This is a genomic window from Bradyrhizobium sp. IAR9, assembly GCF_013408065.1.
Lineage (GTDB): Bacteria > Pseudomonadota > Alphaproteobacteria > Rhizobiales > Xanthobacteraceae > Bradyrhizobium.
Genome location: NZ_JACBZW010000008.1, coordinates 84,508 through 108,757, shown reverse-complemented (window position 1 = coordinate 108,757; position 24,250 = coordinate 84,508). Strand labels below are relative to the sequence as shown.

The window sequence follows — 24,250 nt, the reverse complement described above, 5'->3', positions numbered from 1 at the left end:
AAAGAACAAGCCTCGTTTGGGAGGCATCAGACCCGCACGGACGGCGCTTTTTCCGCTCGACGCAAATACGTGTCGGCGCGAATATTTGCGCGGCTCGCCGTTCGCGCGATCAGTGCCGCAGCAGCTCCGGCTTGCGGATCGTCTGTCTGACCTCGGCGCCGCAATCGGCGCATTCATAGACAAAGTCGATCTTGGCGAGGCTCCAATGCGGTTCGACCTCGCGCACATACATCGGCAGGAACCCCATGCACGTCGGGCAATTCACAGGCGCGATCTCGATGTCCTGATGATGCTGTACATAAGCTGGCATCTCGGCTCTCCTTCGCAGGCGACAACCAAACCCCGCGCAGAAGCTACTGCCGGCCGCTCCAGGCGCATCATCAACTCTTTCGAACGGAGATGGAACGGCGGACGTTTCTCGCGCGCTGTGACATTCTTGTTACGTGTCTGTACTGTAACGGGCGGACCGAATGCCTATTTCTGCGGCCAATCCGGTTTTTTCGGCCCTCAACCAACGATAAGGGAGCAACGCCCATGACGCATGCCATTCGTTTTCACAAGACCGGCGGTCCGGAAGTCCTGGTCTGGGAGGAGGTCAGCGTCGGAAAGCCCGGGCCGGGGGAAGCGCGCATCCGCCACACCGCCGTCGGCCTCAATTTCGTCGACATCTACAACCGCTCCGGCTTGTATCCGGCGCAACTGCCGAGCGGGCTTGGCAGCGAGGCGGCCGGAATCGTCGAGGAGGTCGGGCCCGGTGTCACCGATCTGAAGCCGGGCGATCGTGTCGCTTATGGCGCCTCGCCGCTCGGCGCCTATTCCGAGGCGCGGCTGATCCCCGCGGACCGCTTGCTGAAGCTGCCCGACGGGGTCGACGACAAGACCGCGGCGGCGATGATGCTGAAGGGCCTCACCACGCAATATCTGATCCGGCAGACCTATCGGGTGAAGGCCGGCGATACCATCCTGCTGCATGCCGCGGCCGGGGGCGTCGGTCTGATCCTGGGCCAGTGGGCCAAGCACCTCGGCGCGACCGTGATCGGCACCGTCAGCAACGACGAGAAGGCCAAGCTTGCCAAGGCGCATGGCTGCGACCACGTCATCATCTACACCCGCGAGGATTTCGTGAAGCGGGTCGACGAGATCACGGGCGGCAAGAAGGTCCCCGTGGTTTATGACTCCGTCGGCAAGGACACGTTCCTGAAATCGCTGGATTGCCTCGCCCCGCTCGGCGTCGCCGCGCTGTTCGGCCAATCCTCCGGCGCGGTCGAGCCGCTCAATCTCGGCCTCCTGGCCCAGAAAGGCTCACTCTACGTCACCCGGCCGACTCTGTTCACCTACGCTGCCAAGCGCGAGAACCTCGTGGCGATGGCCGGCGAGTTGTTCGACGTCGTCAAGTCCGGTGCGGTCAAGATCGAGGTGCACCAGACCTATCCGTTGAAGGACGCCGCCAAGGCGCATGCCGATCTCGCCGCACGCAAGACCACGGGATCGACCGTTCTTCTGGTGTAAGGTCCGGGCCCGCGTCACGTCCGTTCATGCTTGCGCAGATCGTGGGCGTGATCGAGGCGAATTGCCTGGAGGTCGACGTCTTCGGGCGGGATCCGGGGCAGGGTGGCCTCGGTCAGGATCGCCTCGGTGACGTCTTCGACCGAACTCCCGGCGATCTCGTGGATGAACGAGACATTCCGGTATTCGCCCGAGGCGATGAGGAGATGACCTCACGCCTTGTGATTTCGGGGTCGACGACCGCCTCGCGGCCTCGCCGTCCGTAGTCGATCATCACGACGAAATATTGCATCAAAACGACTCTGCCGCGCCCCATTGCGGGCGCGCGGCAGATTATTTCCGAAAAACAGAATAAAGTCAAGGGGCGATTTCGAAAAAGCGAAATCGTCGGCCGTGCGAGGCCTCACTTGCCCTTCTTGCGAGGGCGCGCCGACTTGGCGCGCAGCCGCTCGAGCTGGCCCTTGGGCATGGACAGGCAGATCTCACCCACCCAATCGAGCTTCACGCCGACGATCGGCTTGGCGTTGAAGCTGGTGAGATTGACGAGGGACGGGCTTTTCCCCCGCTCGATCGTTTTCAGATAGCGTTCGCCGGTCTTGAGCCGGACGACGGCCTCTTCGCCGTAGAAACTCGACAGCGGATGGCGCTGATCCTTGTAGACCACGATCACGTCGCCGCTCTCGTATTTGGGTAGCATCGAATCACCCACGATCTCGAAGGCGACAGTCTCTTCCATGATCGGGAAGGGCAGCGCGATGTCGCCGAGACCCTCCGGGGGGACCTGCTCGTAATCCGGCTCGATCACGGCGCCGGCACCGACGCGGCCCATGATCGGCGCGAGGTTGAGCTCGAGATATTCCATGATCGGAATGATCTCCGAGGCCTTCACCAGGCGTTCGCCGCCGAGGATCTCCGAGACCGCGCCGGGCCGCACGCCCATGGCCGCCGCGAGGCCGCCCTTGCTCTTGCCCGTCTTCTCCAGGCCCCGCTCGATCATTGCAACGTCCAACATGGTGATTCCCTCGATTACCCATCGTCTCGCTCTTGTAATCCGAAATTCGGAATTATTGCAATTATGAATATCAGAATTATCGCTTGACTTTGGCTTCGGAATACCGGAATGTCCGTTTCGCCCCCGGTCGTGCGATCGGAGGAGGCGCATCACAGGACAGCAGCATGGAACCGGGCCATTGGCCGTCGGAGCATTCCGACGCGCTTCGCGACTATTTTCTCAAAGGCATGTCTTATGCGGAGATCGGAAGACAGATAAACGCAAGGTTTGGAACGGCTTACACGCGCAATGCGGTGATCGGCCGCGCCAAGCGGCTCGGGCTCGTCATACCGGAATGGATCGTGAGCCCATCGGTCGCGCCATATTTGCCCGGTGAAGCTCCGGTTTCGCCGCGCCGCGCGGTGCTACCGAATCTGAGCGTGCCGCCGAAGTCCGCAGTGAAGCCTGCGGTGCAGGTGAAGCTGCGCTGCGTCGGCGTTCAGCCGCGCCTGATCCAACTGGTGGACCTCGATCCGGCCGACTGCCGCTATCCCTATGGCGGCGACAAGGACGGGGAGGAGATCGGCTTCTGCGGCCATCCGCGCCAGCCGGGCTCCAGCTATTGCGCGCCGCATGCGGGCCTGACGCGTCGCTCCGGGGCGGCGTCCGCCCGTGTCCCCGGTCCCGTCGTGCTGAAGCTGGTCTTCGCGGCCTGAACTCTCACCCGTTCCATCGTCAATTTCGCAAGGAGTATCCAAGTGGCTCGTGCACGACGCAACAAGTCCTACAAATTGGCGCAGATCTACGACCGGCGGTCCCGCGACGTGCCGTTCAATGCCGAAGTGGCGGAGGTCGAGGTCGACAATCCGCTGGCGCTCGATGCCGGTGAGAAGATCGTGGCGATCCGGTCGATCCGCGGCGATCCGCTGGGACGGCTGCACGCACATCACCAGATCGACGAGGCGCAATATCTCGGCGGGCGCGCCTTCCAGAACGATTGGGAGAAAGCGGAGCGGGGCCCTCAGGCGATGGACCCGACCCGCGAATATGTCGATGGCGCGCGCACGCGCGAGCCGGTGACCGAGAGCCAGCGCCAGGCGGTGCTGCGGCTGAACCAGGTCGAGCGCGAACTCGGGACCGACGGCGCTGCGCTGGTGCACGACGTGCTGGTGCTGGGCCTGACCATGGATCAGATCGGGCAGCGTCGCGCCGTCCGTACGCAGCGCTGGAACGACTATTTCGCGCGACGCTTTCGCGAGTGCCTGGACCGGCTGGCACTGATTTACGGCTTTGCGACGGAAACTGGGAAACAGCAGGCAGGGCGGCGCAGATGACCATGGCATGCCCGCGGTTTTGGCCGCGGGCGTGCCGGTCTGCCGCTCACGGATGCGGTACGATCTGGTAGGGTGTCGTATAGGGCTCGACGCGGAGCGAGGCGTTCGCCAAAAGCCCGATCCTGGCGGTCGGTGCCTGCTGCAATTCGCCGTTCGGGCCGCGATGCACGTTATATTGCCAGACCGTGAGATCGCCCTTCTGCGCCAGCGCGTGCGCAACCGCGCTCGCATCATTGCCGCCGAGCGCCTGAAGCTCCTCCGCCGACAACCCGACCACGATTTCGTCCTTGACGGTGACGATCTTGAACAGGTTCATCTTGGTCTCCTGCGCCCATGCGCCTTGTATCGAGAGGGTGAAAAGCGCGACCGCGGCGCCCTTGATGAGATCGCAGCGAGAAAGCATGCCGTCGTCCTTTGGTGCTGAGGCGCGCCCGAATCGAAGAGTTTTCAGCCATGGCGCCCGTTGTCTGCGTGGCCGTGTCGCAACGGCTTGGTCGTTCGTTCATGGACAACGGTTCACGCGGAAACATATCCGGCTTGCGAGATCGATCGTTATTTCGCCGTTAATACAACCGCCGAGGCCGCACTCAACAATTACGTGTAGGCGCTGAGAAACTCATTCGCAGCCGAATGTCCGTCATCTCGGAAACAAGCGGAAACGTTATGCCGATTGATGGCGATCAAGGCTGTGTGTGTGATTGATGACGCTTCTTGACGCAGGTGGGTGACTGCGGTCGATATACCTGTTATCCGGAATTGCCGTGGTGCGATGCAGACGAAGCACCGCTATAGCTACTGTTGGGCTTGCCGGACGGGTTGTTCCTTGACATAATTGCAACCAATCGGTTGAGCTAGTCGTTTGGACATGTCGTTCGGCGTGCCAACTGCCGGGGCCCACCCGGCCGAGAATTCGTCGCCATAGGTCCTGTTATGGCGTCTTGTTATGGCGTTCGGTTCTTGAGCGGGTCACGAAGCCGATGCTTGTCATAGGTGCGAGATGAAAAACTTCAATTTCGCGGCTGAACTGCACCTCAAGCTCGGCGCGCCCGCGAGCGGTACGGTCGAAAGCCTGCGCCTGCTCCGCGCGTTCCTGAAGCTCGCGCCACGACAGCGTTTCGAGGTCATCAAGCTGGTCGAAGACCTCGCCACCGAAGAGGTTCTGCCCGAGCACCCCTTGTCCTGAGCCCGGCCGCGCGCCGGCTTTACGCCGTCTCTTTCATTTTCCCGTTCGTTTTCCCGCCGGAGCCGGACTGCCGGCGACGTTTCCACGCGGCTGGCCGCTGGAAGGCGATCCGGCAAGTGTGGTATTCAATTGGGAAAACGGGAGGAGTGCGACCATGATCGAACCGAAGCTCGAAGTTCCGGCCGAACTGCGCGACCTGGCCGAGAAGACAATTGATCAGGCGGAGAAAGCATTCGGCATGTTTTTCGACGCCGCCACCAAATCGATGTCGTCCGTTCCAGGACCGGGGACGGAGGTGTCGAAGCAGGCGCTGGTTTTCACTGAGCAGAACATGAAGTCGGCCTTCGAGCATGCGCGCAAGCTGGTTCATGCCACCGACCTTCAGGAAGCGATGCGAATCCAGTCCGATTTCCTGCGCAGCCAGTTCACCAGCGCCGGAGATCACATGCGCCAGATGACCGGCAGTCTCATGCAATCGGGCAAGGGGAAGTCCTGATTCTCTGAGTGCGCACTATAGGTCGATGACAGGCCACCGAACGACCACATTCGTCGTCCGTCATCCCTTCTGCTGATCCCTGCCGGTCCTCCGGCAGGGATTTGCATTTGCAGCAGCGTCGTGCCCGGCGCGCGACCAAAGCGCGATGCGATCAGCATGTATCGCCATCGCGCTGTTCAAGCATGATCTTTTCGGAAAACCGCTGCGCACTTTTCCGGATGACGCTTTAGCGCAGCGATGCGATGTAGGCCGCGATGTCGCCGGCTTCGGTCCGGCTCAGGGGAAAATTCGGCATCTTCGGGTGCGGATCAAGCAGGAAGAAGGCGAGCCTCTCCGGACTGAAGTCCGGCCTGCGCGCGACGGAGATAAAGGAGGGGACGTCGGCGCTCGCCTGGGTCTGGCCGTTCGCGACGACATGGCAGCTTGCGCACCAGCGCTTGGCGAGGTCGGCACCATGACCGGCGTCGGCCGCGAAAGCGGACGACGCGCTGAAGCTCGAGGTCACGGCAAGCAGCAGGCAAATTCGTCTTAAATGCTGGTGCATAGGGCAACCTTCATACATTGATTGGCGGCCACGATGCTTATCCGCAGCACGATCCCGGAAATTGCGAGAGATCAATGCGGGCGATGATCGACCGCAGCAGCTTGCGGACCGAACGATAGAAATGCCGTACGAAAGCCGGCACCCTCGCCGCGGGCAGGCCAAGATCTTTCGTAACGAGACTTCTCGTATCGAGACCTTTCGTATCAAGACTTTCGATATAGTGCGACACGTGTCTCTCCGAGGCCATATCGCCCTTTTATCCCGGCGCCTCGGAGCCGCCTTGATCTGTCGCAAAGCGTTCCCGGCTAATAGTCGCCCGGGTTCATGATCATCGGGGTTTTCGTATCAGCCGGCGCGAGCGCGCTGCTGGCGCTGTCACGCAGGAAGCGGTCGAGCGTTTCCTGGATCTTCTCCTTGACCGCGTTGGGACCGCGATCGCTCATTTCCGTGTGCTGCGCGCCGGTGTGAACGATGTCGATACCACGCGCCTTGGCTTCTTCCGGCGTCGGCAGCACGCCTGGATCGGTCACGAAATGCGGGTCCTTCGACCGGAACGACAGGATCTTCATGCCGTCGCTGAGCACGAAAGGCACCCGCAGATTGTCGAGCGTGATCACCTTCGACACTAGCTCCGGATGCTGATGGGCCACATACATGGAGACATCGCCGCCGTTGGAATGGCCGACGAGGGTGACGTGGTCGTAATCGACGTTCTCCTGCTGCTTTTTCAGCTTGTCCAGCACGAAAAGAATGTTGGCTTCGCAGCGGATATAGACCTCGCGCCGGCCGACATATTGCTCACCGACATGGGTCATCAACGGCGGATCGCTCGGCAGATCCTGCTGGATGCTGGCAACCAGATAGCCGCGCGCGGCGAGCACGTTGGCGAGGAAGGAATATTCGGTGGCCTTGACGGTGTTGCCGTTGCTGATGATGGCGAGCGGGAGTTTCCAGAGGCCGAGATTGGCCTTGGTCTCGTAATCGCGCCGCACCGCCAACTCGACCGAGATCGGCCGCTGCCGCGCGGCGTCGTACAGGGTCAAAGTCTCATGGCGGATCGCGAACCGGCTGACGACAAAATATTCCCCGACGCCGAGGACACAGAGAAACGCCAGGATTGCAAACACCCTCGTCATGATCTCGTCTCAAATCACGTTTGGCTGAACATGGTCATTGGGAACTCCCGGATCGAGCGACCGTGAGCAGGTTACGGGATTAAATTTAGGCAAGTCTGTGAACAAGGCCGCAAAAAGGGCTGCACGCCGGCTTACCGCGCGAACGACCGGGCGGCTAGAGACAGCCAGACTTGCCGCGTTCGGGGCAGAGCCGGAACGCGCTCGATAGGGTCAACAGGAAGCGCGGGCTGCGGCGCTCGTTGTCCGGCGCCCGGTAGCTCAGGGGCACGGCCACGCCGAGATCGGCCTGGAGATCGTCCGGCAGGAAGAAGCGCACACCGGCGCCGGCCGAGGTGAGCGACAGGCCGTCGCTCAGGCGGTAACCGTCGTTCCAGACTGCGCCAGCGTCGCCAAAGGCATAGAGCTGATAGCCGGTCCAGTAGCGGAAGTTGAGCTTCTGGTCGAAGCGCAGTTCGAGCGAGCCGGCAAGACCGTTGTCGCCGCTGATCTCGGCTGCGCCATAGCCCCGGCCGAAGGCCGCACCGCCGAGATAGAATTGCTGCGAGGTGAACAGCGGCCGCGATGCCGTCTGGCTCGCTGCGGAGAGCTTGAGCGACCAGGCATCATTGAGCGTCTGGTAGCGCGTGAACCAGAGGTTCAGCACCGAAAAGTTCGAGGATGCGCCGTCGCGCGACAACAGGGCGTCGTCGAAATGCGAGGCGCCGAAGATGTCGAGGCCCTGGCGGTAGGTCAGCGTCGCAAGATTGGTGCCGCCGAAGCGATCCTGCAGCCGGTAGTCGGCGGTCAGGCTCGCGGTCCTGATATGGTCATTGTACCAGGGGCCGTAGAGGTCGTGCTCGGACACGTTGCTGAACGTCGTCGCCGCGGTCAGCGTGAGCGTGGAGGATTGCGACTGGAGCGGGACGATGCTGGCCCGCACCTCGAACGCCTCGGTCGTGGTGATGTCGCTGTCGAGGCGGCGGGCATCGCCCGGCCGAACCGCGCTGTACAGGACGGAAGCGCCGAGGCGCACGCCGTCGACGCCGACGGGCGCGTCATAGGACAGCCGCGCAAAGCCGAGCTGGCGTGGGTCGTTGGCAATGGTCGACAGGTTGACCGCCAGCGTGTCGCCGGGCGTGAGGTAGGAGTTGAACGCGCCGGTCGCGTAGGTCTGCCACGGGCCGACCGAGGATGATCCGAGATTGTCCAGGCCGAACGAGGAGAAGACGTGCCAGGTCTTCAAATAGACTGTGAGACGGAAGTGGCCGGTCGCGCCACCGATCTCCTCCAGCGCAGTATCGGTGATCCGGACGCCCGGCCTGCCGTTGATGAGGAAGAGCTGACGTTCGAGGGTGGGGAGGCGCGACGGCTGCTCAGCCAGAATCGGTCCGAGCATCGGCCTTACGCCGAATTGCTCGGCGCCGTCGCCTTTCAGCTCCGCCTGCACGATGGCGCCTTCGATCACCTGGATCCGGACGCGGCCGCCGGCAACGTCCTGCGGCGGGACGATGGCCCGGCTCAGATGGAAGCCGTCGGCGCGGTAGAGATCGCTGATCGCGCCGGCGATCGCGGCGAGATCCGCCTGCGAAACCTGCTTGCCGAGATAAGGCTGATAGACCGCGGCGATGCGATCTTGGGAGACGGCCTGGGCGCCGCTGACATTGACGCCGCGCAGCACGAATTGCGGCTTCGTATCCCCGCCGGTGTTCGGCTGTCCGACGCTCGGAAGCTGGACCGGAGGCCGGCTCAGCGATTCCCGCTCGCTTTGGTTATCGAAATATTTCTCGGGCTGGCGCGGATCGAAACCGGGCTGGTTCGCCTGTTGTGCGAACCCCTGGGAAATTCCCGCAAAGATCGGTACCAGCACTGCCAATGCGGTAATGAGATGCCGCAGCTCGACGCACGTCGCGAATCTGCCTCCGTAGTTTGACGGAGACTTTGCGGTGGGGCGGTAAGGGTTCGTTATCCGCATGATTTTTCATAGTTTTTTATGGTCAATGATTGGTTAATGCTGCCACTGCACTGGCCGCTTCCCGCTAAGCCTCTCTTGAGTGATTTCGGATTACCCCTCAGGGCCCGCGCGTAACGCGGACTGAGGATCGTCATGCTTGGCAGAATTGGAATGCGGTGTGCCTTCGTGGCGGCGCTGACCCTTGGAACGGCTTCCGGTGCGTTCGCCGCGGAGGATGGCGTCTGGTCGGTCAGCAAGGCCACCGGTGAGGTGTGGATCGCGACCGAGGGCGCGCAACCGGTGTCGCTGAACCGGGAAGAGACGCTCAAGCCTGGCAATACCATCCGCACCGGACGCAACGGCCGGGTGCTGCTCGTCCGCGGCGAGGAAACCATTCTGATCTCTCCCAACTCCGTGGTCGGCTTGCCGTCGGAGAAGAAGGAGGGGCTCACGACCACCATCATCCAGCGGGCGGGATCGATCCTGCTCGAGGTCGAGAAGCGCAACGTCAAGCATTTCGAGGTCGAGACGCCCTATCTCGCCGCCGTGGTCAAGGGAACGCAGTTCAGCGTCACCGTGGGAGCTGATAGCACCAAGGTCGGCGTGCTTCGCGGCCAGGTCGAAGTCTCCGACTTCAAGACGGGACAGATTGCCCAGGTCATGCCGGGACAAGCGGCCACCGTGTTTGAGCACGGCAAGCCCGGTCTCAGCTTGAGCGGCGCGGGGACGTTCAATCCTATCGAGCATGGCAAGCCGCGCGCCTCGACGATCGAGCGTGTCCCCGTCCCGAAATCGGGCCTGTCGGCGCCGCGCAATGCCGCGAGTGGCCATGCGATCCATGCGCTCGGTCCGATCGACAAGGGGACCAAGGCGGCTGGCGCGCCGAAGGCATCGCATCAGGCGGCTGGAGGTCATGTCTCCAAGGCCGCCGTCGTGCGCATCTCGAGCTCGCTCGGCGAGGTCAAACTCAATGTCCACAAGGTCACGAATGGGCTCGCCCACGGCGCAGTGGCACCTGGACAGGTGCGCAACGCCAACGCCAGCACGGGTGCCGAGACGGTCTGGAGCGACAGCAAGACCAGCACGGCAGCGTCCAACAGCGCCGTCCAGACTGCGGCGACGACAAGCGGTGCCGCAACGGCTGGCAGCAGCTCGTCGAACCCAGGCGCCGCGATAGCGGCAGCTGCCGCCAACAACGGAAACGCCGACAGCAACGGCAATTCCGGCAATGGCAACAACGGCAATGGCGCCGGCAACGGCAACAGCGGCGCCACCGGCAATGGCTGGGGCAACGACGGTAACGGGAATGGGAATGGCGCCGGCAACGGCAGCAATGGCCGTGGCCACAACAGACATTAAAGCGATTTCCTAGGGGATGAGGGGCGTACCTGCAGAAGCGGGTGCGCAGGAGGGTGGATTGAAACGCTATCGGCCGCATATTCTCGTCGTGATCGCGCTTGCGATCGTGCTGTCCACGGGATGGCATGGTGCGCTTCGCAACGCGCTCACCGATCTGCGGTTCAGCTGGCAATCGCGTGCGGCCAGCGGCAATGTCGTCGTGGTGGCCATCGACGCACCGTCCATCGATCAGATCGGGGTGTGGCCGTGGCCGCGCCGGCTCCACGCCGAGCTGTTGCGCAGGCTCGAGGCGGCGGGCGCGGGGGACATCGCGTTCGACGTCGATTTCAGCGCACCCTCGGATCCGGCTTCCGACGAGGCCTTCGTCCACGCCCTTCGCGAGGCCGGCGGCTCGACGATCCTGCCATCCTTCAAGCAGCCGACGCCGAATGGTGGCGCGGCCCACGTCAATCGTCCCCTGAAGCCGTTCAGCAACCAGTCGTGGCCGGCCGTCGTCAACGTCGCTGTCGAATCCGACGGACTCGTTCGCCGCTATCCGTTCGGCGAGAAGCTCGGCGATGCCTTGATGCCGTCGATGGCCGTGGTGTTGGCCGGGCAGGACGCCAACCGGCGGCCGCCCTTCCTGATCGACTTCAGCATTCGTGCGGCCTCCATTCCGAGCATCTCCTATGCCGACGTGCTGCGCGGCGATACTGCGGCTCTCGACAAGGTGAGAGGCAAGAAGATCATCGTCGGCGCCACCGCGCTCGAGCTCGGCGACCGGTTCAGCGTTCCCAACAGCAAGCTCGTCTCGGGGCCGGTCCTGCAGGCGCTTGCGGCAGAATCGATCCTCCAGAGCCGGATGCTGCACTGGACATCCGATATCGGCATGATCCTGGGCCTGGGTCTGATCTGCCTGCTGATGATGTATTCGTGGCGCCGCTTCGCACCAGGAATTCGCGTCGCAGTCCTGATCGCCTCCGGGGCTGCTATCGAGCTGGTCGCGGCCCTCGTGCAGGCAAGATGGCCCTTCGTCATCGACACATCGCTATTCCACATCGCGATCGTCGCCTATCTGGCTGCGATTGCGTTGGACGAAATCGATTTCCGTAGTCTCTTGGGGCGCATCGCCGAGAGCCGCTTTCACCGCATCGCGATGTCGCTCGGTGACGGTCTCGTCTGCACCGACGAGGATCACCGGATCACGGTCTGGAATCCCGGCGCCAGCGCGATCTTCGGCTACGCGCCGGCGGAGATGATCGGCCGTCCGTTCGAAACGCTGTGCGCCGTGCCGGCGGACGGCCATGCAAGGCCGTCCATGCATGACGCCGCGCGCCAGGCGCTGCTGGTTCCGGGCGGAGCGGTCGTCGTCGAGTTCGAGGGCCGGCGCAAGAATGGTGAAACCTTCGCTGTCGAGGCGAGCTTCTCGGGCTGGCAGGGAACGGAGGGTTTTCAGTACGGCGCGATCCTGCGTGACATCTCGGTCCGCAAGCGCGAAGCCGAACGCGTCAAATATCTCGCCGAACATGATGCACTGACCGGCCTTGCCAATCGCAACACGCTGCATGCCGGCCTGGCCGGCATGGTCGCGGATGCGGAGCGACGGCCTCGCGAAGTCGCGTTGCTCGTCATCGGGCTCGACGGCTTCCAGGGCATCAACGACACGCTGGGGCATTCGGCGGGAGATCTGGTGCTGCAGGCGGTCGCCATTCGTCTGGAGGGCCGGGCCGGAGATGGGGCGATCGTCGCCCGGCTCGGCGGAGATGAATTCGCCATTGCGCGCGAAGCCGCGGATGGCGGTGAGCCGGTCGCGAAGTTCGCCGAGCGGATCGCGCGTGCATTCGAAACGCCGCTCGCGACGGGTACGCGCCAGCATCGTGTCAGGATCAGCATCGGCGTCGCGGTCTATGGCGAAGGCGGACAGGGTGCCGATGAACTTCTCAGCAATGCTCATCTGGCGTTGAGCAAGGCAAAGATGACGCGGCGCGGCAGCCATGTGATCTTTGAGGCTGCGATCAGGCAGGAGCTGGAGAACCGGCTGACGCTGGAGAGCGCGTTGGCGCTTGCTGCGGATCGCGGCGAGTTCGAGCTGTTCTACCAGCCCCAGGTCCGTCTGATCGACGGCAGCCTTGTCGGGGCCGAAGCGCTTATCCGTTGGCGGCATCCCGTGCGCGGCTACGTCTCGCCCGGAGAGTTCATGCCGGTGGTCAACACTTCCGCACTGTCAGAGCGGATCGCGAACTGGGTGATGGAGACCGCCTGCCGTCAGGCGCGCGCCTGGGAGCTGTCCGGCAACGGCGTGCGCGTCGCGATCAACCTGTCGCCCTCGCAGCTTCACTCCGGCGATCTCGCGCATTCGGTCGCGGCGTTGCTCGAAGCGACGGGGCTTACCCCGTCACTGCTCGAAATCGAGGTGACCGAAGACATCCTGATCCATGACGAACGCCGCGTGCTCGACATGTTCAAGCGAATTCAGGAGCTCGGGGTGCGCGTCCTGTTCGACGATTTCGGCACCGGTTATGCGAGCCTCAGCTATCTGAAGAAGTTTCCGCTCGACGGACTCAAGATCGACCGCTCGTTCGTGCTCGATCTGCTCGCCGATTCCGACGATGCCGCGATCGTCGGCTCGACCATCGGCCTCAGCAAGCAGCTCGGCCTCACGGTCGTGGCTGAAGGCATCGAGAACCGCGCGACGGCCGACTTCCTGGTCAGCATGGGATGCGCGGAAGGGCAGGGCTATTTCTTCGGCCGCCCGATGCCGGCCGAGGCGTTTGAAAAGCAATTCCTGGCGGCCGAGCTCGACGCGGTCAGCGCTGCCTGAGCAGGGCGGCTTCGTTCTATCGCCGCCGCGCGACCGCGACCCCGAAGAGGAAAGCGACGAACAGGCTCGCAAGCGGCGCCTCGCGCGTGATCGCTGCGACCGTCGCGAGCGCCCCGCCGGGCTTTCGTGCTTGCTCGATTGCAGAGGTGAGACGATCGACCGCTGCGTGCAGGCCTCCGGCGACTTCACCCACCGTGCGGGAGACGTCCGCCGCGGTATCGATGGCACGTTCGGCCATGCCGGGTTGCGAGGTGGATTGCGGTATCTCCGTGCTCAAGTGCGCGACCTCCAGACCTGACGATGGGCCGGCACCTTTGGCTATCCGCGCGAGCGCTCGTTCTGAACAGCGGGTCTTGATGACCTTTGGCTATCCGCGACAGGCGCCGTGGTTTACGGCGGGTGCCGGCCTTGGATGGGCAATTCAGCGCGCGGGATTTTGTTCCGGACGATAGGACGACCACGGCGGATCTTCCCCGGGAAACGACGGGTGCGAATCTCTGTTAGGCTGGCGGTGGCTTGCTGATGTCAGGAGACAGCCGTGACCGATCGGACCATGACGGATCGAGGCCGGCACATCGCCTTGCTCGGCGCTCCCATCGACATGGGGGCTTCGCAGCGCGGCACCTTGATGGGCCCCGCAGCGCTGCGCACCGCAGGCCTTGCGACAGTGCTCGAAAGTCTGGATTTCGAGGTCGTCGACTACGGCGATCTTTCCGTGGCCGAAGTCGGGGACCTCACCGACAGGCCGCCGGAAAGCGCCAATCACTACCGCGAGATCCAGCGCTGGACGCGCGTTCTGAGCCGCAAAGGCTATGAGATTGCGAAGACCGGCGCGCTGCCGATCTTTCTCGGCGGCGATCACACGCTGTCCATGGGATCGGTCAATGCCATGGCGCGTCATTGGCAGGAGCGGGGACGCGAGCTGTTCGTGCTCTGGCTCGATGCCCATGCCGACTACAACACGCCGCAAACGACGATCACTGCGAACATGCACGGCATGTCGGCCGCGTTCCTGTGTGGTGAGCCCGGCCTTGACGGCCTGCTCGGCGACGATCCGCGCGCTTCGATTACCCCCGACAGGCTCGATTTGTTCGGTGCGCGCTCGATCGACAAGCTCGAGAACGAATTGATGCGCGCGCGCCGGATCAGGGTCGTCGACATGCGTCAGATCGACGAGTTCGGCGTCGCCGTCTTGATCCGGCGCGTCATCGAGCGGGTCAAGGCGAACAACGGCGTGCTGCATGTCAGCTTCGATGTCGATTTCCTCGATCCGTGCGTGGCGCCGGGCGTCGGCACCACTGTGCCGGGTGGAGCGACCTATCGCGAGGCACACCTGATCATGGAGCTGTTGCACGATTCCGGCGTGGTCGGATCGGCCGACATCGTCGAGCTCAATCCGTTCCTGGATGAACGTGGCCGGACGGCGCGCACGGCCGTCGAGCTGATCGGCAGCCTGTTCGGCCAGCAGATCACCGACCGGCCGACGCCGAGCAACGCGATCGCTCCAGGCGAGTGATCGAGCTTCTTGCCGCGGACCTCGCGCCTTCAAAATTGGGCCGGAACATTCCCTCGATTGCCAAGTTTTCCCGGTGCCCTTCCCCAAGGGCGACCCCGTATGGCCTCAGCTCGAACGCCCCCGATATCCCCGCGAGCTGAGGCCTTTTTCTGCTCCGGCAGATTGGATATCGATGGTGCACGCAGTTCTCTCTCCTTCGGGGCGCATCGGTATGTTTTGTCAGAGAGATCGGCTGGTGACCCGGCCGGAACTTTGCCGACATAACACCGTTCCCGATGCGCGGGCGCGAACGTAGGCGGACACCATGAAATGGATGCTTGTGGTCCTCGTGGGTGGCGTCGCCCCCGTCAATACCGATCTCGTATTCGACAAGTTCAGTGACTGCCTGTCCGCCGAGGCGCAAATGCGACAGCACTACGCCGATGCGTTCGATGCCTGGGACCGTGTGGCCGCAGCAAGAATCGACCGGCGTAGCGACTACAGGAAAGCCCGCGATCTCGAGGCGAAAAGACTGCTGAGCAACGTAGGCACCTGTGTGCCACACGGCGGAGGAGATTCTGTTGCGCCGGCGGAGCAGCCCAAGCCGCCCGCCGCACCTTCGCAGCAACCCGCTGCGCCGCCGCAGCCGGCGGTGCGACCTTAGCGAACGCGGCGCGAGCCCGATTGCGTTCGGCCAAATTCGGTCCCGCGAGGTCGCATCGGGAAAAAGTGGCAAAATCTTGGAACCTTGTCACCAATTCGCGGGTTTTCGCAGCGCCGCATCCTGCGGTGAGGAGATACCCATGAAGAAGCTGATGTTGACGTGCGCGGCTGCTGCGCTGATCTCGACCGGCGCGCTGGCGCAGTCGACGGTCGTCACCACCACCGGCACCGGCCATGCGGCCGCTGTGCAGATCGAGCCGGAATACCGGACGAAGATCCGTACCTATGTCACCGAACACAAGGTACGTCCGGTGCAGACCCGAGAGAAAATCGTGGTCGGCCAGCCGGTGCCGCGCGAGGTCGAGCTTGAGGCCGTGCCCGCCGATTGGGGGCCCTCGCTCACCAGGTACCGTTACGTCTACTCGGGCGAACGCGTGATGCTGGTCGATCCGTCGACGCGCACGGTCGTCCAAGAGATCGACTAAGTCCCGGGTGGCGGGTCGCTGAGCCGGCGGCCCGCCCCCTTCCTGTCCGGCCCCCCCCGAATACCTCACCCTTGTTTGCGAGCGGCCGTCATGCCGATCATTCGATACTTCGTCTGCGTCGGCGGGCTCCTGGTGACCTTGCTGTTCGCTGCCGACCGGTACTTGCCGGCTCCCGGCGAGCCTGCAGCGACGGCAGATCCTGACAGAACCATCATCCGAATCACGTCGGCAAGAAGACTACCGGAGAAGATCGTATTCGATACGCGTCTGCGCGCCGATGTGCCTGAGATCGCGCAGGCCGATCCGATTCCTGAAGAACCGCGGCAGCACATGCGTGAAGCCATGGCCGCCATGCCTGCAGCACCGTCCGGTCAGACCAAGAAAGAATCGGCTCCGCGCGTCTCCGCAGAGGCCCGTACGCATCCGAAGCGCTCGGCCAAATCATCGAAAAGGTCACCCGAGCGACGGCTTGCCTTCGAGCGGCACGACCCGTTTTCCGGCGGATGGTGGTGAGCGGAAAAGATCGCAAGTGTCATAAAGGAAAAGGCCGCGCTCGTTCGGAGCGCGGTCTTTTTTTGCAGATGGACGAGCGCGAAAGCGATGCCGAAGAACTCGCCAGCTTCGGGATAGCCTACCTGCACCGGCTTCCCAAGGACGAATGTTGACGGACATGAAGATGCTCGTTGCCCGCGTTGCCCGCGGAAGCACAAGGCCGAGTTGGACGCTGCTGGCGATTTCCTTTCTCGTCTCGGCAGTCATCGTGATCGCCTTGCGCATCATATTCGGGAGCTAGATCGGATCGCCGGGCTTGCGGCTCCGCTCCCTGAGTGCCCAACCGGGAACAAGTGGAATATCCAGGCGTTGGCGGCCAGGCATCCATCTGGATGCTGACTCACTGGAGGAGACGATGATGAAAACCACTTTCGCCGCAGCTCTGATCAGCAGCGCTCTGATCGGCGGCGCTGCGTTCGCGCAATCCACTCCGCCGGCTGATCGAGCGGCTCCGGCTGCTACCGCACAGCCGGCCGATAAGATGATGCTCAAGGACAATTGGCGCGCCTCGAAGCTCATGGGCCTGAACGTCTATAACGAAGCCAACGAGAAGCTCGGCGACATCAACGAACTGCTCGTCGACAAGAGCGGCAAGATCAACGCAGTGGTGATCGGCATCGGCGGCTTCCTGGGAATGGGCGAGCACGATATCGCCGTTTCGATGGACAAACTGAAGTTCGTGGAAGAGCCGGTCCGGACCAGCTCGACCAGCACTTCGACCACCCCGCGCGAGACGACGACCGGCGCGGCTTCGACCAGCGCCACGACCCGCAACACCAATGATTGGGTCCCCGATCACGCCGTCATGAGCGGAAACAAGGAGCAGCTGAAGGCACTCCCGCAGTTCAAATATTCGGACTACAACTGACAGGACGAAACGTTATCGAGATCGAGGGCCTCCATTTGGAGGCCCTTTTCATGCCGACCCACATCGGAGCCGCTTGCAGCGGCGCTTCACACTCAGCCGCGTGAAGCTATTCACTCGGTTCGGCAATGCGGTGCCGGGCCGGGTCGATTTCCCGACCGCAGGATCGTGGCCTCTGCAGGGTGGAACCGCCCGTCCCCAAGGGGGCGGGGGAACCGGGAGGGGCGCCATTGAATTAACCCTGCATGAGGACAACAGCGGATCTTTCGATGACAAATACTCGTTTCGCGAGCTCCATCTCTGCCGCCCTCCGCCATCCCGGTGTGATCGCGCTGATCGTGGCTGGCGTGACGATTGCGGCAATGCTGATTGTCGATCACGGCCCCTGGAGCCGCGCCAAGACCCAGCCGGCCCATATTGCGATGTATGCGACCACGGGAGAAGCGGCGCGGGCGGCTGGTGCTGCGGTACTCCCGACCAAACCGAAATCGCCGATCGAGCCGTCGCGGCCGGGGCCCAAGACGTCGCCGACCGTCAACCCCGTGACGCCGTAACTTCGCTCACGATGAGTGGAGCCGCCTCGCAGATCTCGGTGGCGTTGTCGCCGCTCTAGCCTCGACCGATCACCGACGAGCCGAGCAGAGCGAGCACGGCCAGCGCCATCAGCGCGGTGCCGAGCCAGCCCAGCGCGATCAGCCATGACCGGGCCCTGAAGCGGCCCATGATCGCGCGGCTCGAGACGATCAGCATCATCATCGCCATGATTGGCACGGCGACGATGCCGTTGAGCACCGCGCTCCACACCAGCATGTGGATGGAGTCGATGCCGGTGAAGCCGAGGCCGAAGCCGATGAGCGTTGCCGCGGCGATGATGGTGTAGAAGCCGACCGCCTCATCGGGCTTGGCCTCCAGCGTGGCGCGCCAGCCGAAGATCTCTGCGACGCCGTAAGCGGCCGAGCCCGCCAGCACAGGGATGGCGAGCAGGCCGGTGCCGATGATGCCGAGCGCGAACAGCGCGAAGGTGAAGTCGCCGGCGAGCGGCCGCAGCGCTTCGGCCGCCTCCGTCGCCGAACCGATGCTGGTAATGCCGTTGGCGTGCAGGACCGATGCGGTGGTGAGGATGATGAAGAAGGCGATGCCGTTGGACAGCAGCATGCCGGAGATGGTGTCGGCCCTGATGCGCGCGAGCTCCGGGCCGGCGCCACGCTTGACGTCGCGAAGCGGCTTGTCGCGCTTGCCCTGGTTCATCTCCTCGACCTCCTGCGAGGCCTGCCAGAAGAACAGATAGGGGCTGATGGTGGTGCCGAGCACGGCGACGACCATCAGAAAATAGTCGGCGCTGACATTGACCTTCGGCCACACCGCGGCGAGCAGCGCCGTGCTCCACGGGATCTCGACGGTGAAGGCGGTGGCGACATAAGCGAACAGCGCCAAGGTGAGGAATTTCAGCACCGGGGAATAGCGGCGATAAGGCAGGAAGACCTGGAGCAGGGTCGAGCCCGCCGCGAAGATCAGCGCGTGCTCGTGGTTGAGGCCGCCGATGACCAGCGAAAGCGCCTCGGCCATCGCGGCGATGTCGGCGGCGATGTTGAACGTGTTGGCGGCGACGAGCATGGCGACCAGCGCCAGCACCGCCCAGCGCGGCGCGATCTGCATGACGTTGGCGGCGAGCCCCTTGCCGGTGACGCGGCCGATCTGCGCGCTGACGAGCTGGATGGCGATCATGAACGGCGTGGTCAGAAACACCGTCCACAGCAGCCCGTAGCCGAATTGCGCGCCGGCTTGCGAATAAGTGGCGATGCCTGAAGGATCGTCGTCGGCAGCTCCGGTGATGAGGCCCGGCCCCAGCCTTTGCAGCAGCGACGGCGCGGATTTCGTCGGCGTGAGAGCGCTGTCGCTCATGAACGGGACCTCGTCGGGCGGGTGCTTTTATGCAAATGCTAATCGGGAAACGAAAGTTCCTCGCCGCGCCGGCGTCCTATCGATTTCTGATAATGCTAAGTCGACTTGACTGTCGGGCAAAACAGGTGTAGATTGCCATCATCGCAAAAATTCCCGCAGCCCAGATTCTCGCAAGTTAGTCCGCGAGGCCGCTTGTGTCGGCGGCGGGACTTTGAGCGTTGGGGATGAAGGTCGTCGGCCGCGCTACTTGACGCTGACGAACATGCCCCAGGCGGCGGCCAGCGCCGCGCCGGAAAAGACGATCAGCGGGTTATCGCAGAACGCGCCGCCATAGCTGCACATGGTGACGCCGAACGAGCCGATCTCGTGATGGCTCGCGGAGTAGAACAGTCCCGACAGCACCAGCAATGCAGCGGCGACGTAGTACATGGCAATCTCTCCGACGCTTTCCCGATTGCATTCGCGCAAGCACATGTCCCAGCATGGCGCGAAGAGATTGCATCCTGCCGAATTCGGTAGGTTGCATTTGAGTCAAATGTCGGAAAGCGGACGGATCGCCTTGTTCCGGAGCAGGAACAGGCCTTCGTTAGTGCGGTGCACCTTGCTGAATGTAAGTGCGCGCCCCCGCCGGAATTGCCAGAATTTCCCGGTCCAGCGCTGGGCCAAATCCTGAAATACCGAAAACGTGGGGACCGACAATGCATTCCTTTGTCTGCGCACACGATGTCGCACTTCTTCATGAACGAGTTGAAGTGCTCATTCTACAACTCGCTGAACTGGAAGAATTGCGCATGCGAGTGCTTATAGCCGAGCGGGTGATGAAGAGAACTGGGGCGGGCCCACACGGTGAAGCGCCTGAACAACCGCCGACTGAAGCGGTTGAATGGCAGGAAATGTCTCGCGATTGCTACTGCCCGACTTGATGCGTGGCATCGATATGAGGATCGGCTCTCGAAAGGAAAAAAAGGCCCCGCACCGCGGGGCCTTCTGGGCTGGCCTATCGCCGCGTACCCACACCGTAGAGTTCGCGCTCGCGGCCGATGTCCTCGGGAGACAGGGGCGGGCTTGCGGCATCGAAGTCGGTCCAGCCGGCTTTCTGCCAGGCCGCGCTGCGATCCTGAAGGTTCACGGACTTATCGTGGAGAAGCGCATCGAGGCGTGAGCGGTCCTGGTCGGGCACCCTTGCGGACACCAGCGTGCCGCCGCGGCGAATGCCCTCGGCATAGCGCGAGGCATCTTCCCTGGAGACGCCGGCCTGCGTCAGGGCGCCGACGATGCCGCCCGTGGCCGCGCCGGCAGCCGCGCCGACAGCGGTCGAGGCTAGCCACCCTGCCGCGACGACCGGCCCGAGGCCGGGGATTGCCAGCAGGCCGAGCCCGGCGAGCAGGCCGGCTGCGCCGCCGAGGCCGGCGCCGATGCCGGCTCCGGTCCCGGCGCCTTCAGCGCGATCGTCGACGCCGTCGCGATCGCGGTCGACCTTGCCGGACCGCGAGCCGTACCAATTGTCCGAATTGTTGGCGACGATGCTGATATCGGAATGCGGCACGCCGGCGCCTTCGAGCCGGGTCACGGCACGTTCGGCATCGGAGTAATTGTCGTAAAGACGTGAGATGGTGACTGTCATTGTTCGGTCTCCTCGTGATTGCTTGTTACTTGGTGGGGTTCACGTTGCCCTGGAAGTCGACGCTGACGTCGCTCTTGCTGCCGGCCTTGTCGGCCTTGCCGCGCCAGACGCCTTCGTTGTCCTTGTGCAGGCCGGAGACGTTGGAATAACCGGCATCCTCGATCCGCGATTTGGCCTGCCCCTCGGTGAAGCTGTTGCGGCCGGCGACCGGCTTGTTCGAGTTGTTCTGGTCCGAGCTGTTGACGGCGTTGTTGCCCGGCCCACTCTGGGCAGGCTGCGATTGCGCGCTGGCGGGCACCGCTCCGAGCAGCAGCATGGTCGTGGCAAGTAGAGTAAGACGTCGCATTTTTTTGTCCTCCAGCAGGTGAAAGTGCCGGCGACAACAAGTGAGATTCGAATTGGTTGCTTCCGTTTGCAGATGCCGAGTGCCGCAGCCTGTCTCGCGCGAAATGTGCGTGTGCATCGAACCAGATTAGGAACGTCTGCCAGTTTGTCCCGTTTATGCGCGCCGTGCGGATGCCGTTGGCAGATTTATTTCAGCCGCCGCATCAACTGATACGGCACGAAGGCGTGAGGGGCGGATGATGGCCGGAGCGCGCGCGTTGAGTTGGCGCGCTGGCGGCCCCGGCATTTTCGCTCCCCACGTCCAGCCCCGGAGGTGCCTGGGGTCGCTCCCATGCGGCTTAACTGGTTTTTCGCCTTCGGAACTTCAACTGCTCCGGCCCATTGTCGCCGGGAAATCGAGACGGCTCCCATCATGCAATCTGACTACCCGCTGCTGAAGAAATGGACGGCGCAAGACCACGAGCGATTGAAGGCATTGGCCGAAGCAGGCCGGCGGCCGGACGAGATTGCAAGCGAGCTCAATCGAAGCGAAGCGGCGGTGAGAGTGCGTGCCTGGCAGCACGGCATCGCCTTGCGGCTTGTGATTCAGAGGCGCAAGCCCGTGAAAACGGCTGGTTCGAAGGCCCGTATGTGATTGAACGGCGGCCGCCTCACTTCGACGATTGTGCGTCGGCTTGCGTCCTGGCGGGCTCCCAAGGTGCGGGAAGGATGACGCGGATCGGACGAGCCTCAGTGGAGCCTTGACCAGCAGGCCGGGCTTGATCCCTGGCAGGTTCGGCCAGAGCCACGGACAAGAGTGCAATCAGCATCGCCAGCGAGGTCGTGACAAGTCTCACATCCAGCATCGAAGCCTCCAGTTTCCGCGTCAACGCAGGCAGCGGGGACTTGGTTCAGGTGAGATCGGGAACAAGTGGTAATTTCGTATGTTTGAAGAAGACAGGTCCGGATGACCGGACTGCTGGAGGAGGACACGATGAACATCAAGACCATCATTGCCGCTGCCGTGTTGACGTCATTTGCGGCTCCCGCATTCGCGCAGTCGTTCTACGTGGTGCAGGACGTCAAGACCAAGAAGTGCACGATCGCCGAATCGAAGCCGACGAGCACGGAAACGACCGTCGTCAGCGGTGACACCGTGTACAAGACCAGGACTGAAGCCGAGGCCGGCATGAAGACCGTCAAGGTCTGCACGTCGAACTGAGGAGAAGGACAGATGCCTGTACTTTTGCTTTGGGCCGTCCCGGCCGTGATCGTGATCGGTGGCGGCGTTTATCTGATTGGCCACATGCACTGAGAATGGATGCCGAGGGTGCCTGCGCGCCCACGACCCCTTGCGAAGTGAGGTTACGCAAGCGTCAAGCAAAAGCCCGCGTGGAGCGATCCGCGCGGGCTTATTGTATGTGACGCCTCGTCCGCTTGCCGCGCAGACGACCTCGCGGTGACCATGTTCAATTCTGTACACAAGCAGGCGGCACCCCGAGCCCCCGTCCGACGAAACACGGCTGAAACATTGCTGAAACCAGATCGTCCTGAACTCCGCGCCCGCTCGTCCCGACCAACGGAGCGAAGAGGAGAGACAGTCATGATCCAGATCGGTTCGAAGGAAGAAGTCGCGTTCCTGCTGGCGCTGTTCGGCACCCACACCCAGCCGGTGCAGCGGCCGAAGCCGAAATCGCAGCAAAGGTGAGAGGCTGAACCCATGCCAGGTTTGGCCGAATGCCAGAGCCTGCTCAGGCTCCTGATCGCCAGGGGCGATCCCAAGGCCATCCCGCTCGCCAAAGGTGCCATCGATCAGTATCTGAACACGGCGCCGCTCAGAGCCCGCGGGCGCGGCCTGCGCGTGCTCCAGCGCGACGCACTGGACCAGCACGATGTGGCGGTCGGCGTGCAGCGCTCGTTCGCCGAGACGGTGGATGCCTATATCGAGCACAAGCTTGCGGAGGAATAGGGGGCTGCGCAGCCAGGCAAAGTCCCGTCCTGCCGGATGACCTCGGCGGCGTTCCCGGAACCCGTTGATCCCAAGCGAATTTTTCGTCGCATTTGGAAACCTTTGCCCGTCCCGGGCCTATTAGGGCAAAGGATGCAACGATGCCGCGTTATTACTTCGACCTTCGCGACCAGCAGGGAATTGCGCTCGACGAGGAAGGGCTGGAATTGGCCAGCCCGCGCGCCGTTCGGGCCGAGGCCGCCAAGTCGCTTGCCGACATGGCACGCGATGCCGTTCTTTCCGCGCCGCCCACGGGCGGCCGGCAGACGATGGCGATCGACGTTCGCGACGCCAGCGGTCCCGTCATGCAGCTGACATTCTGGTTCGAGATCGAGACTCCGACCTCGCGATCGCCATCACGCGATCATTGACGCGTCAACGCGTCCGGCGGCGACGGCTCGGGATCCAGCACGGCGATCTTCCGGCCGAGCTGCCACACCTCGACCTTGCCATGACGGGTGTACTGTCGTGCGAAGCTGAGAGCGGAGGAATCCGACGGAGCCTCGAACGCTTCGGCGGAGCGGAAGACCCCGTTCTCGCCGACGAGGTAAGCGCGATATTGCTGCATCATGTCGGTGCCCTCAAGCCGGGGGAGCGCAGCCAGGCCTCGATCTGCATGGCCGTTTCGTCCTGCCGCGCCCGGCGCAGCAGCATCTCCCGGCGGCGCCCCGGCGCGAGCGCGCGCGCTTCCTCGCGACAGCGCGTGGCTTCGTCGGCGAGTCTTTCGCTGAGAGTCCTGGTCTGTTTGAAACGACGCCGCGTCAGCATGGCGCATCTCCCTGTTCGCGGAGGCGGGAGCGCAAACTGGCGTTCTCATCACCGATAAATGCCACGAGCCTTGCGGTGATGAATTAACGCTACGCCGCCGGCGGCGCCGAGTCTGTATCATTTGGTATGTCCGCAAATTAAATTTTCGGGTGCAAGTTCAGTCCTTTGAGCCACTTACTCATCTTGAGTGCGACACGAGAGCTAAGTTCACTTTTGAACCAAAGCGACCTCTGGTCGTTTGCAAGACATCACCGGCCAAGGATTTGTCCGTAGGCGTCGGTGGCT

General features: G+C 63.2%; 32 protein-coding genes and 1 pseudogene. 18 read left to right on the top strand and 15 right to left on the bottom strand.

All coding sequences use genetic code 11. The features are described 5' to 3' along the window. Window positions 1–109 precede the first annotated feature (109 nt). On the bottom strand, window positions 110–310 hold the full coding sequence (locus GGD67_RS21755) for a hypothetical protein (RefSeq protein ID WP_018319162.1): 201 nt from the start codon (window positions 308–310) through the stop codon (window positions 110–112). Between the two features lie 224 nt (window positions 311–534). On the opposite strand from GGD67_RS21755, the gene GGD67_RS21750 reads away from it, so the two are divergent. Beyond that, window positions 535–1,509 (top strand): quinone oxidoreductase, encoded by a 975-nt coding sequence (locus GGD67_RS21750; protein WP_179735731.1) that lies wholly within the window; start codon window positions 535–537, stop codon window positions 1,507–1,509. 14 nt (window positions 1,510–1,523) lie between these two features. Here GGD67_RS21750 and GGD67_RS39455 read toward each other — a convergent pair. Continuing rightward, window positions 1,524–1,798 (bottom strand): annotated as a pseudogene (locus GGD67_RS39455) (hypothetical protein). Window positions 1,799–1,909: 111 nt separating this feature from the next. Next, complete coding sequence (locus GGD67_RS21740; RefSeq protein WP_018319165.1) at window positions 1,910–2,518, bottom strand: S24 family peptidase; 609 nt, start codon at window positions 2,516–2,518, stop codon at window positions 1,910–1,912. A 164-nt stretch (window positions 2,519–2,682) separates the two neighbouring features. Between GGD67_RS21740 and GGD67_RS21735 the strand changes: the two genes are divergently transcribed. Both GGD67_RS21735 and GGD67_RS21730 read left to right on the top strand, forming a co-directional pair. Beyond that, the gene (locus GGD67_RS21735) at window positions 2,683–3,213 is read left to right on the top strand and encodes a GcrA family cell cycle regulator (protein ID WP_179735727.1); all 531 of its coding nucleotides are present in this window, start codon (window positions 2,683–2,685) and stop codon (window positions 3,211–3,213) included. Window positions 3,214–3,255: 42 nt separating this feature from the next. Continuing rightward, window positions 3,256–3,831, top strand: coding sequence for a hypothetical protein (locus tag GGD67_RS21730; RefSeq protein WP_018319167.1), 576 nt, complete (start codon window positions 3,256–3,258; stop codon window positions 3,829–3,831). A 46-nt stretch (window positions 3,832–3,877) separates the two neighbouring features. Here the strand turns inward: GGD67_RS21730 and GGD67_RS21725 are convergent, their stop codons facing one another. Continuing rightward, window positions 3,878–4,234: a hypothetical protein gene (locus GGD67_RS21725; RefSeq protein WP_018319168.1), complete on the bottom strand. Its 357-nt coding sequence runs from the start codon at window positions 4,232–4,234 to the stop codon at window positions 3,878–3,880. 594 nt (window positions 4,235–4,828) lie between these two features. Here GGD67_RS21725 and GGD67_RS21720 point away from each other — a divergent pair. Continuing rightward, entirely contained in the window at window positions 4,829–5,014 is a 186-nt protein-coding gene (locus GGD67_RS21720; RefSeq protein ID WP_018319169.1) for a hypothetical protein, read from the top strand. A gap of 154 nt (window positions 5,015–5,168) precedes the next feature. Then, window positions 5,169–5,510 carry a phasin gene (locus GGD67_RS21715; RefSeq protein ID WP_018319170.1) on the top strand — a complete coding sequence of 114 codons (342 nt, stop codon included), beginning with the start codon at window positions 5,169–5,171 and terminating at the stop codon, window positions 5,508–5,510. A gap of 226 nt (window positions 5,511–5,736) precedes the next feature. Here the strand turns inward: GGD67_RS21715 and GGD67_RS21710 are convergent, their stop codons facing one another. From GGD67_RS21710 to GGD67_RS21695, 4 genes are all read right to left on the bottom strand, one after another. After that, a complete protein-coding gene (locus tag GGD67_RS21710; RefSeq protein ID WP_179735725.1) occupies window positions 5,737–6,054 on the bottom strand; it encodes a cytochrome c in 318 nt (105 codons plus the stop codon). A 37-nt stretch (window positions 6,055–6,091) separates the two neighbouring features. Beyond that, window positions 6,092–6,283 (bottom strand): hypothetical protein, encoded by a 192-nt coding sequence (locus GGD67_RS21705; protein WP_179735723.1) that lies wholly within the window; start codon window positions 6,281–6,283, stop codon window positions 6,092–6,094. 76 nt (window positions 6,284–6,359) lie between these two features. Further along, window positions 6,360–7,190: an alpha/beta hydrolase gene (locus GGD67_RS21700; protein ID WP_018319173.1), complete on the bottom strand. Its 831-nt coding sequence runs from the start codon at window positions 7,188–7,190 to the stop codon at window positions 6,360–6,362. Between the two features lie 154 nt (window positions 7,191–7,344). Further along, entirely contained in the window at window positions 7,345–9,141 is a 1,797-nt protein-coding gene (locus GGD67_RS21695) for a ShlB/FhaC/HecB family hemolysin secretion/activation protein (RefSeq protein ID WP_179735721.1), read from the bottom strand. Between the two features lie 132 nt (window positions 9,142–9,273). Here GGD67_RS21695 and GGD67_RS21690 point away from each other — a divergent pair, with 132 nt between their 5' ends. Together GGD67_RS21690 and GGD67_RS21685 are read left to right on the top strand one after the other, a co-directional pair. Continuing rightward, a complete protein-coding gene (locus tag GGD67_RS21690; RefSeq protein ID WP_179735719.1) occupies window positions 9,274–10,479 on the top strand; it encodes a FecR domain-containing protein in 1,206 nt (401 codons plus the stop codon). A gap of 58 nt (window positions 10,480–10,537) precedes the next feature. Continuing rightward, window positions 10,538–13,279: an EAL domain-containing protein gene (locus GGD67_RS21685; protein ID WP_179735717.1), complete on the top strand. Its 2,742-nt coding sequence runs from the start codon at window positions 10,538–10,540 to the stop codon at window positions 13,277–13,279. Window positions 13,280–13,295: 16 nt separating this feature from the next. On the opposite strand, the gene GGD67_RS21680 is transcribed toward GGD67_RS21685, so the two are convergent. Continuing rightward, window positions 13,296–13,556 carry a hypothetical protein gene (locus tag GGD67_RS21680; RefSeq protein WP_018319177.1) on the bottom strand — a complete coding sequence of 87 codons (261 nt, stop codon included), beginning with the start codon at window positions 13,554–13,556 and terminating at the stop codon, window positions 13,296–13,298. Between the two features lie 261 nt (window positions 13,557–13,817). On the opposite strand from GGD67_RS21680, the gene rocF reads away from it, so the two are divergent. The 7 genes from rocF (at window position 13,818) to GGD67_RS21645 (ending at window position 17,893) form a co-directional block, all read left to right on the top strand. Further along, window positions 13,818–14,795, top strand: a complete 978-nt coding sequence (gene rocF / locus GGD67_RS21675; RefSeq protein WP_179735714.1) for an arginase — start codon at window positions 13,818–13,820, stop codon at window positions 14,793–14,795. A gap of 304 nt (window positions 14,796–15,099) precedes the next feature. Continuing rightward, a complete protein-coding gene (locus GGD67_RS21670; RefSeq protein WP_179735712.1) occupies window positions 15,100–15,438 on the top strand; it encodes a hypothetical protein in 339 nt (112 codons plus the stop codon). 139 nt (window positions 15,439–15,577) lie between these two features. Beyond that, window positions 15,578–15,922 (top strand): DUF1236 domain-containing protein, encoded by a 345-nt coding sequence (locus GGD67_RS21665; protein ID WP_018319180.1) that lies wholly within the window; start codon window positions 15,578–15,580, stop codon window positions 15,920–15,922. 90 nt (window positions 15,923–16,012) lie between these two features. Further along, entirely contained in the window at window positions 16,013–16,435 is a 423-nt protein-coding gene (locus GGD67_RS21660) for a hypothetical protein (RefSeq protein WP_179735710.1), read from the top strand. Further along, window positions 16,432–16,587, top strand: a complete 156-nt coding sequence (locus tag GGD67_RS21655; RefSeq protein ID WP_179735708.1) for a hypothetical protein — start codon at window positions 16,432–16,434, stop codon at window positions 16,585–16,587. The genes GGD67_RS21660 and GGD67_RS21655 overlap by 4 nt, the downstream gene beginning before the upstream one ends. A gap of 242 nt (window positions 16,588–16,829) precedes the next feature. Then, window positions 16,830–17,342: a PRC-barrel domain-containing protein gene (locus GGD67_RS21650; RefSeq protein WP_018319183.1), complete on the top strand. Its 513-nt coding sequence runs from the start codon at window positions 16,830–16,832 to the stop codon at window positions 17,340–17,342. Window positions 17,343–17,608: 266 nt separating this feature from the next. Continuing rightward, entirely contained in the window at window positions 17,609–17,893 is a 285-nt protein-coding gene (locus tag GGD67_RS21645; RefSeq protein ID WP_018319184.1) for a hypothetical protein, read from the top strand. A gap of 55 nt (window positions 17,894–17,948) precedes the next feature. On the opposite strand, the gene GGD67_RS21640 is transcribed toward GGD67_RS21645, so the two are convergent. From GGD67_RS21640 to GGD67_RS21625, 4 genes are all read right to left on the bottom strand, one after another. After that, window positions 17,949–19,241 carry an NRAMP family divalent metal transporter gene (locus GGD67_RS21640; protein WP_179735705.1) on the bottom strand — a complete coding sequence of 431 codons (1,293 nt, stop codon included), beginning with the start codon at window positions 19,239–19,241 and terminating at the stop codon, window positions 17,949–17,951. A 243-nt stretch (window positions 19,242–19,484) separates the two neighbouring features. Beyond that, window positions 19,485–19,670 carry a hypothetical protein gene (locus GGD67_RS21635; protein WP_020508701.1) on the bottom strand — a complete coding sequence of 62 codons (186 nt, stop codon included), beginning with the start codon at window positions 19,668–19,670 and terminating at the stop codon, window positions 19,485–19,487. Between the two features lie 568 nt (window positions 19,671–20,238). Continuing rightward, a complete protein-coding gene (locus tag GGD67_RS21630) occupies window positions 20,239–20,865 on the bottom strand; it encodes a hypothetical protein (protein WP_018319187.1) in 627 nt (208 codons plus the stop codon). Window positions 20,866–20,890: 25 nt separating this feature from the next. Further along, window positions 20,891–21,211: a hypothetical protein gene (locus GGD67_RS21625; RefSeq protein ID WP_018319188.1), complete on the bottom strand. Its 321-nt coding sequence runs from the start codon at window positions 21,209–21,211 to the stop codon at window positions 20,891–20,893. Between the two features lie 330 nt (window positions 21,212–21,541). Here GGD67_RS21625 and GGD67_RS21620 point away from each other — a divergent pair, with 330 nt between their 5' ends. The 4 genes from GGD67_RS21620 (at window position 21,542) to GGD67_RS21605 (ending at window position 23,568) form a co-directional block, all read left to right on the top strand. Further along, window positions 21,542–21,844 (top strand): hypothetical protein, encoded by a 303-nt coding sequence (locus GGD67_RS21620; RefSeq protein ID WP_246790846.1) that lies wholly within the window; start codon window positions 21,542–21,544, stop codon window positions 21,842–21,844. 339 nt (window positions 21,845–22,183) lie between these two features. Continuing rightward, a complete protein-coding gene (locus tag GGD67_RS21615; RefSeq protein WP_026202139.1) occupies window positions 22,184–22,411 on the top strand; it encodes a hypothetical protein in 228 nt (75 codons plus the stop codon). 498 nt (window positions 22,412–22,909) lie between these two features. Beyond that, the gene (locus GGD67_RS21610; protein WP_179735703.1) at window positions 22,910–23,158 is read left to right on the top strand and encodes a hypothetical protein; all 249 of its coding nucleotides are present in this window, start codon (window positions 22,910–22,912) and stop codon (window positions 23,156–23,158) included. 140 nt (window positions 23,159–23,298) lie between these two features. Continuing rightward, the gene (locus tag GGD67_RS21605; RefSeq protein WP_179735701.1) at window positions 23,299–23,568 is read left to right on the top strand and encodes a DUF6894 family protein; all 270 of its coding nucleotides are present in this window, start codon (window positions 23,299–23,301) and stop codon (window positions 23,566–23,568) included. Here the strand turns inward: GGD67_RS21605 and GGD67_RS21600 are convergent. Beyond that, window positions 23,562–23,768, bottom strand: a complete 207-nt coding sequence (locus GGD67_RS21600) for a hypothetical protein (protein ID WP_018319195.1) — start codon at window positions 23,766–23,768, stop codon at window positions 23,562–23,564. The two genes, GGD67_RS21605 and GGD67_RS21600, sit on opposite strands and share 7 nt — an antisense overlap. Further along, window positions 23,765–23,965 carry a hypothetical protein gene (locus GGD67_RS21595; protein ID WP_018319196.1) on the bottom strand — a complete coding sequence of 67 codons (201 nt, stop codon included), beginning with the start codon at window positions 23,963–23,965 and terminating at the stop codon, window positions 23,765–23,767. The genes GGD67_RS21600 and GGD67_RS21595 overlap by 4 nt, the downstream gene beginning before the upstream one ends. Window positions 23,966–24,250 lie beyond the last annotated feature (285 nt).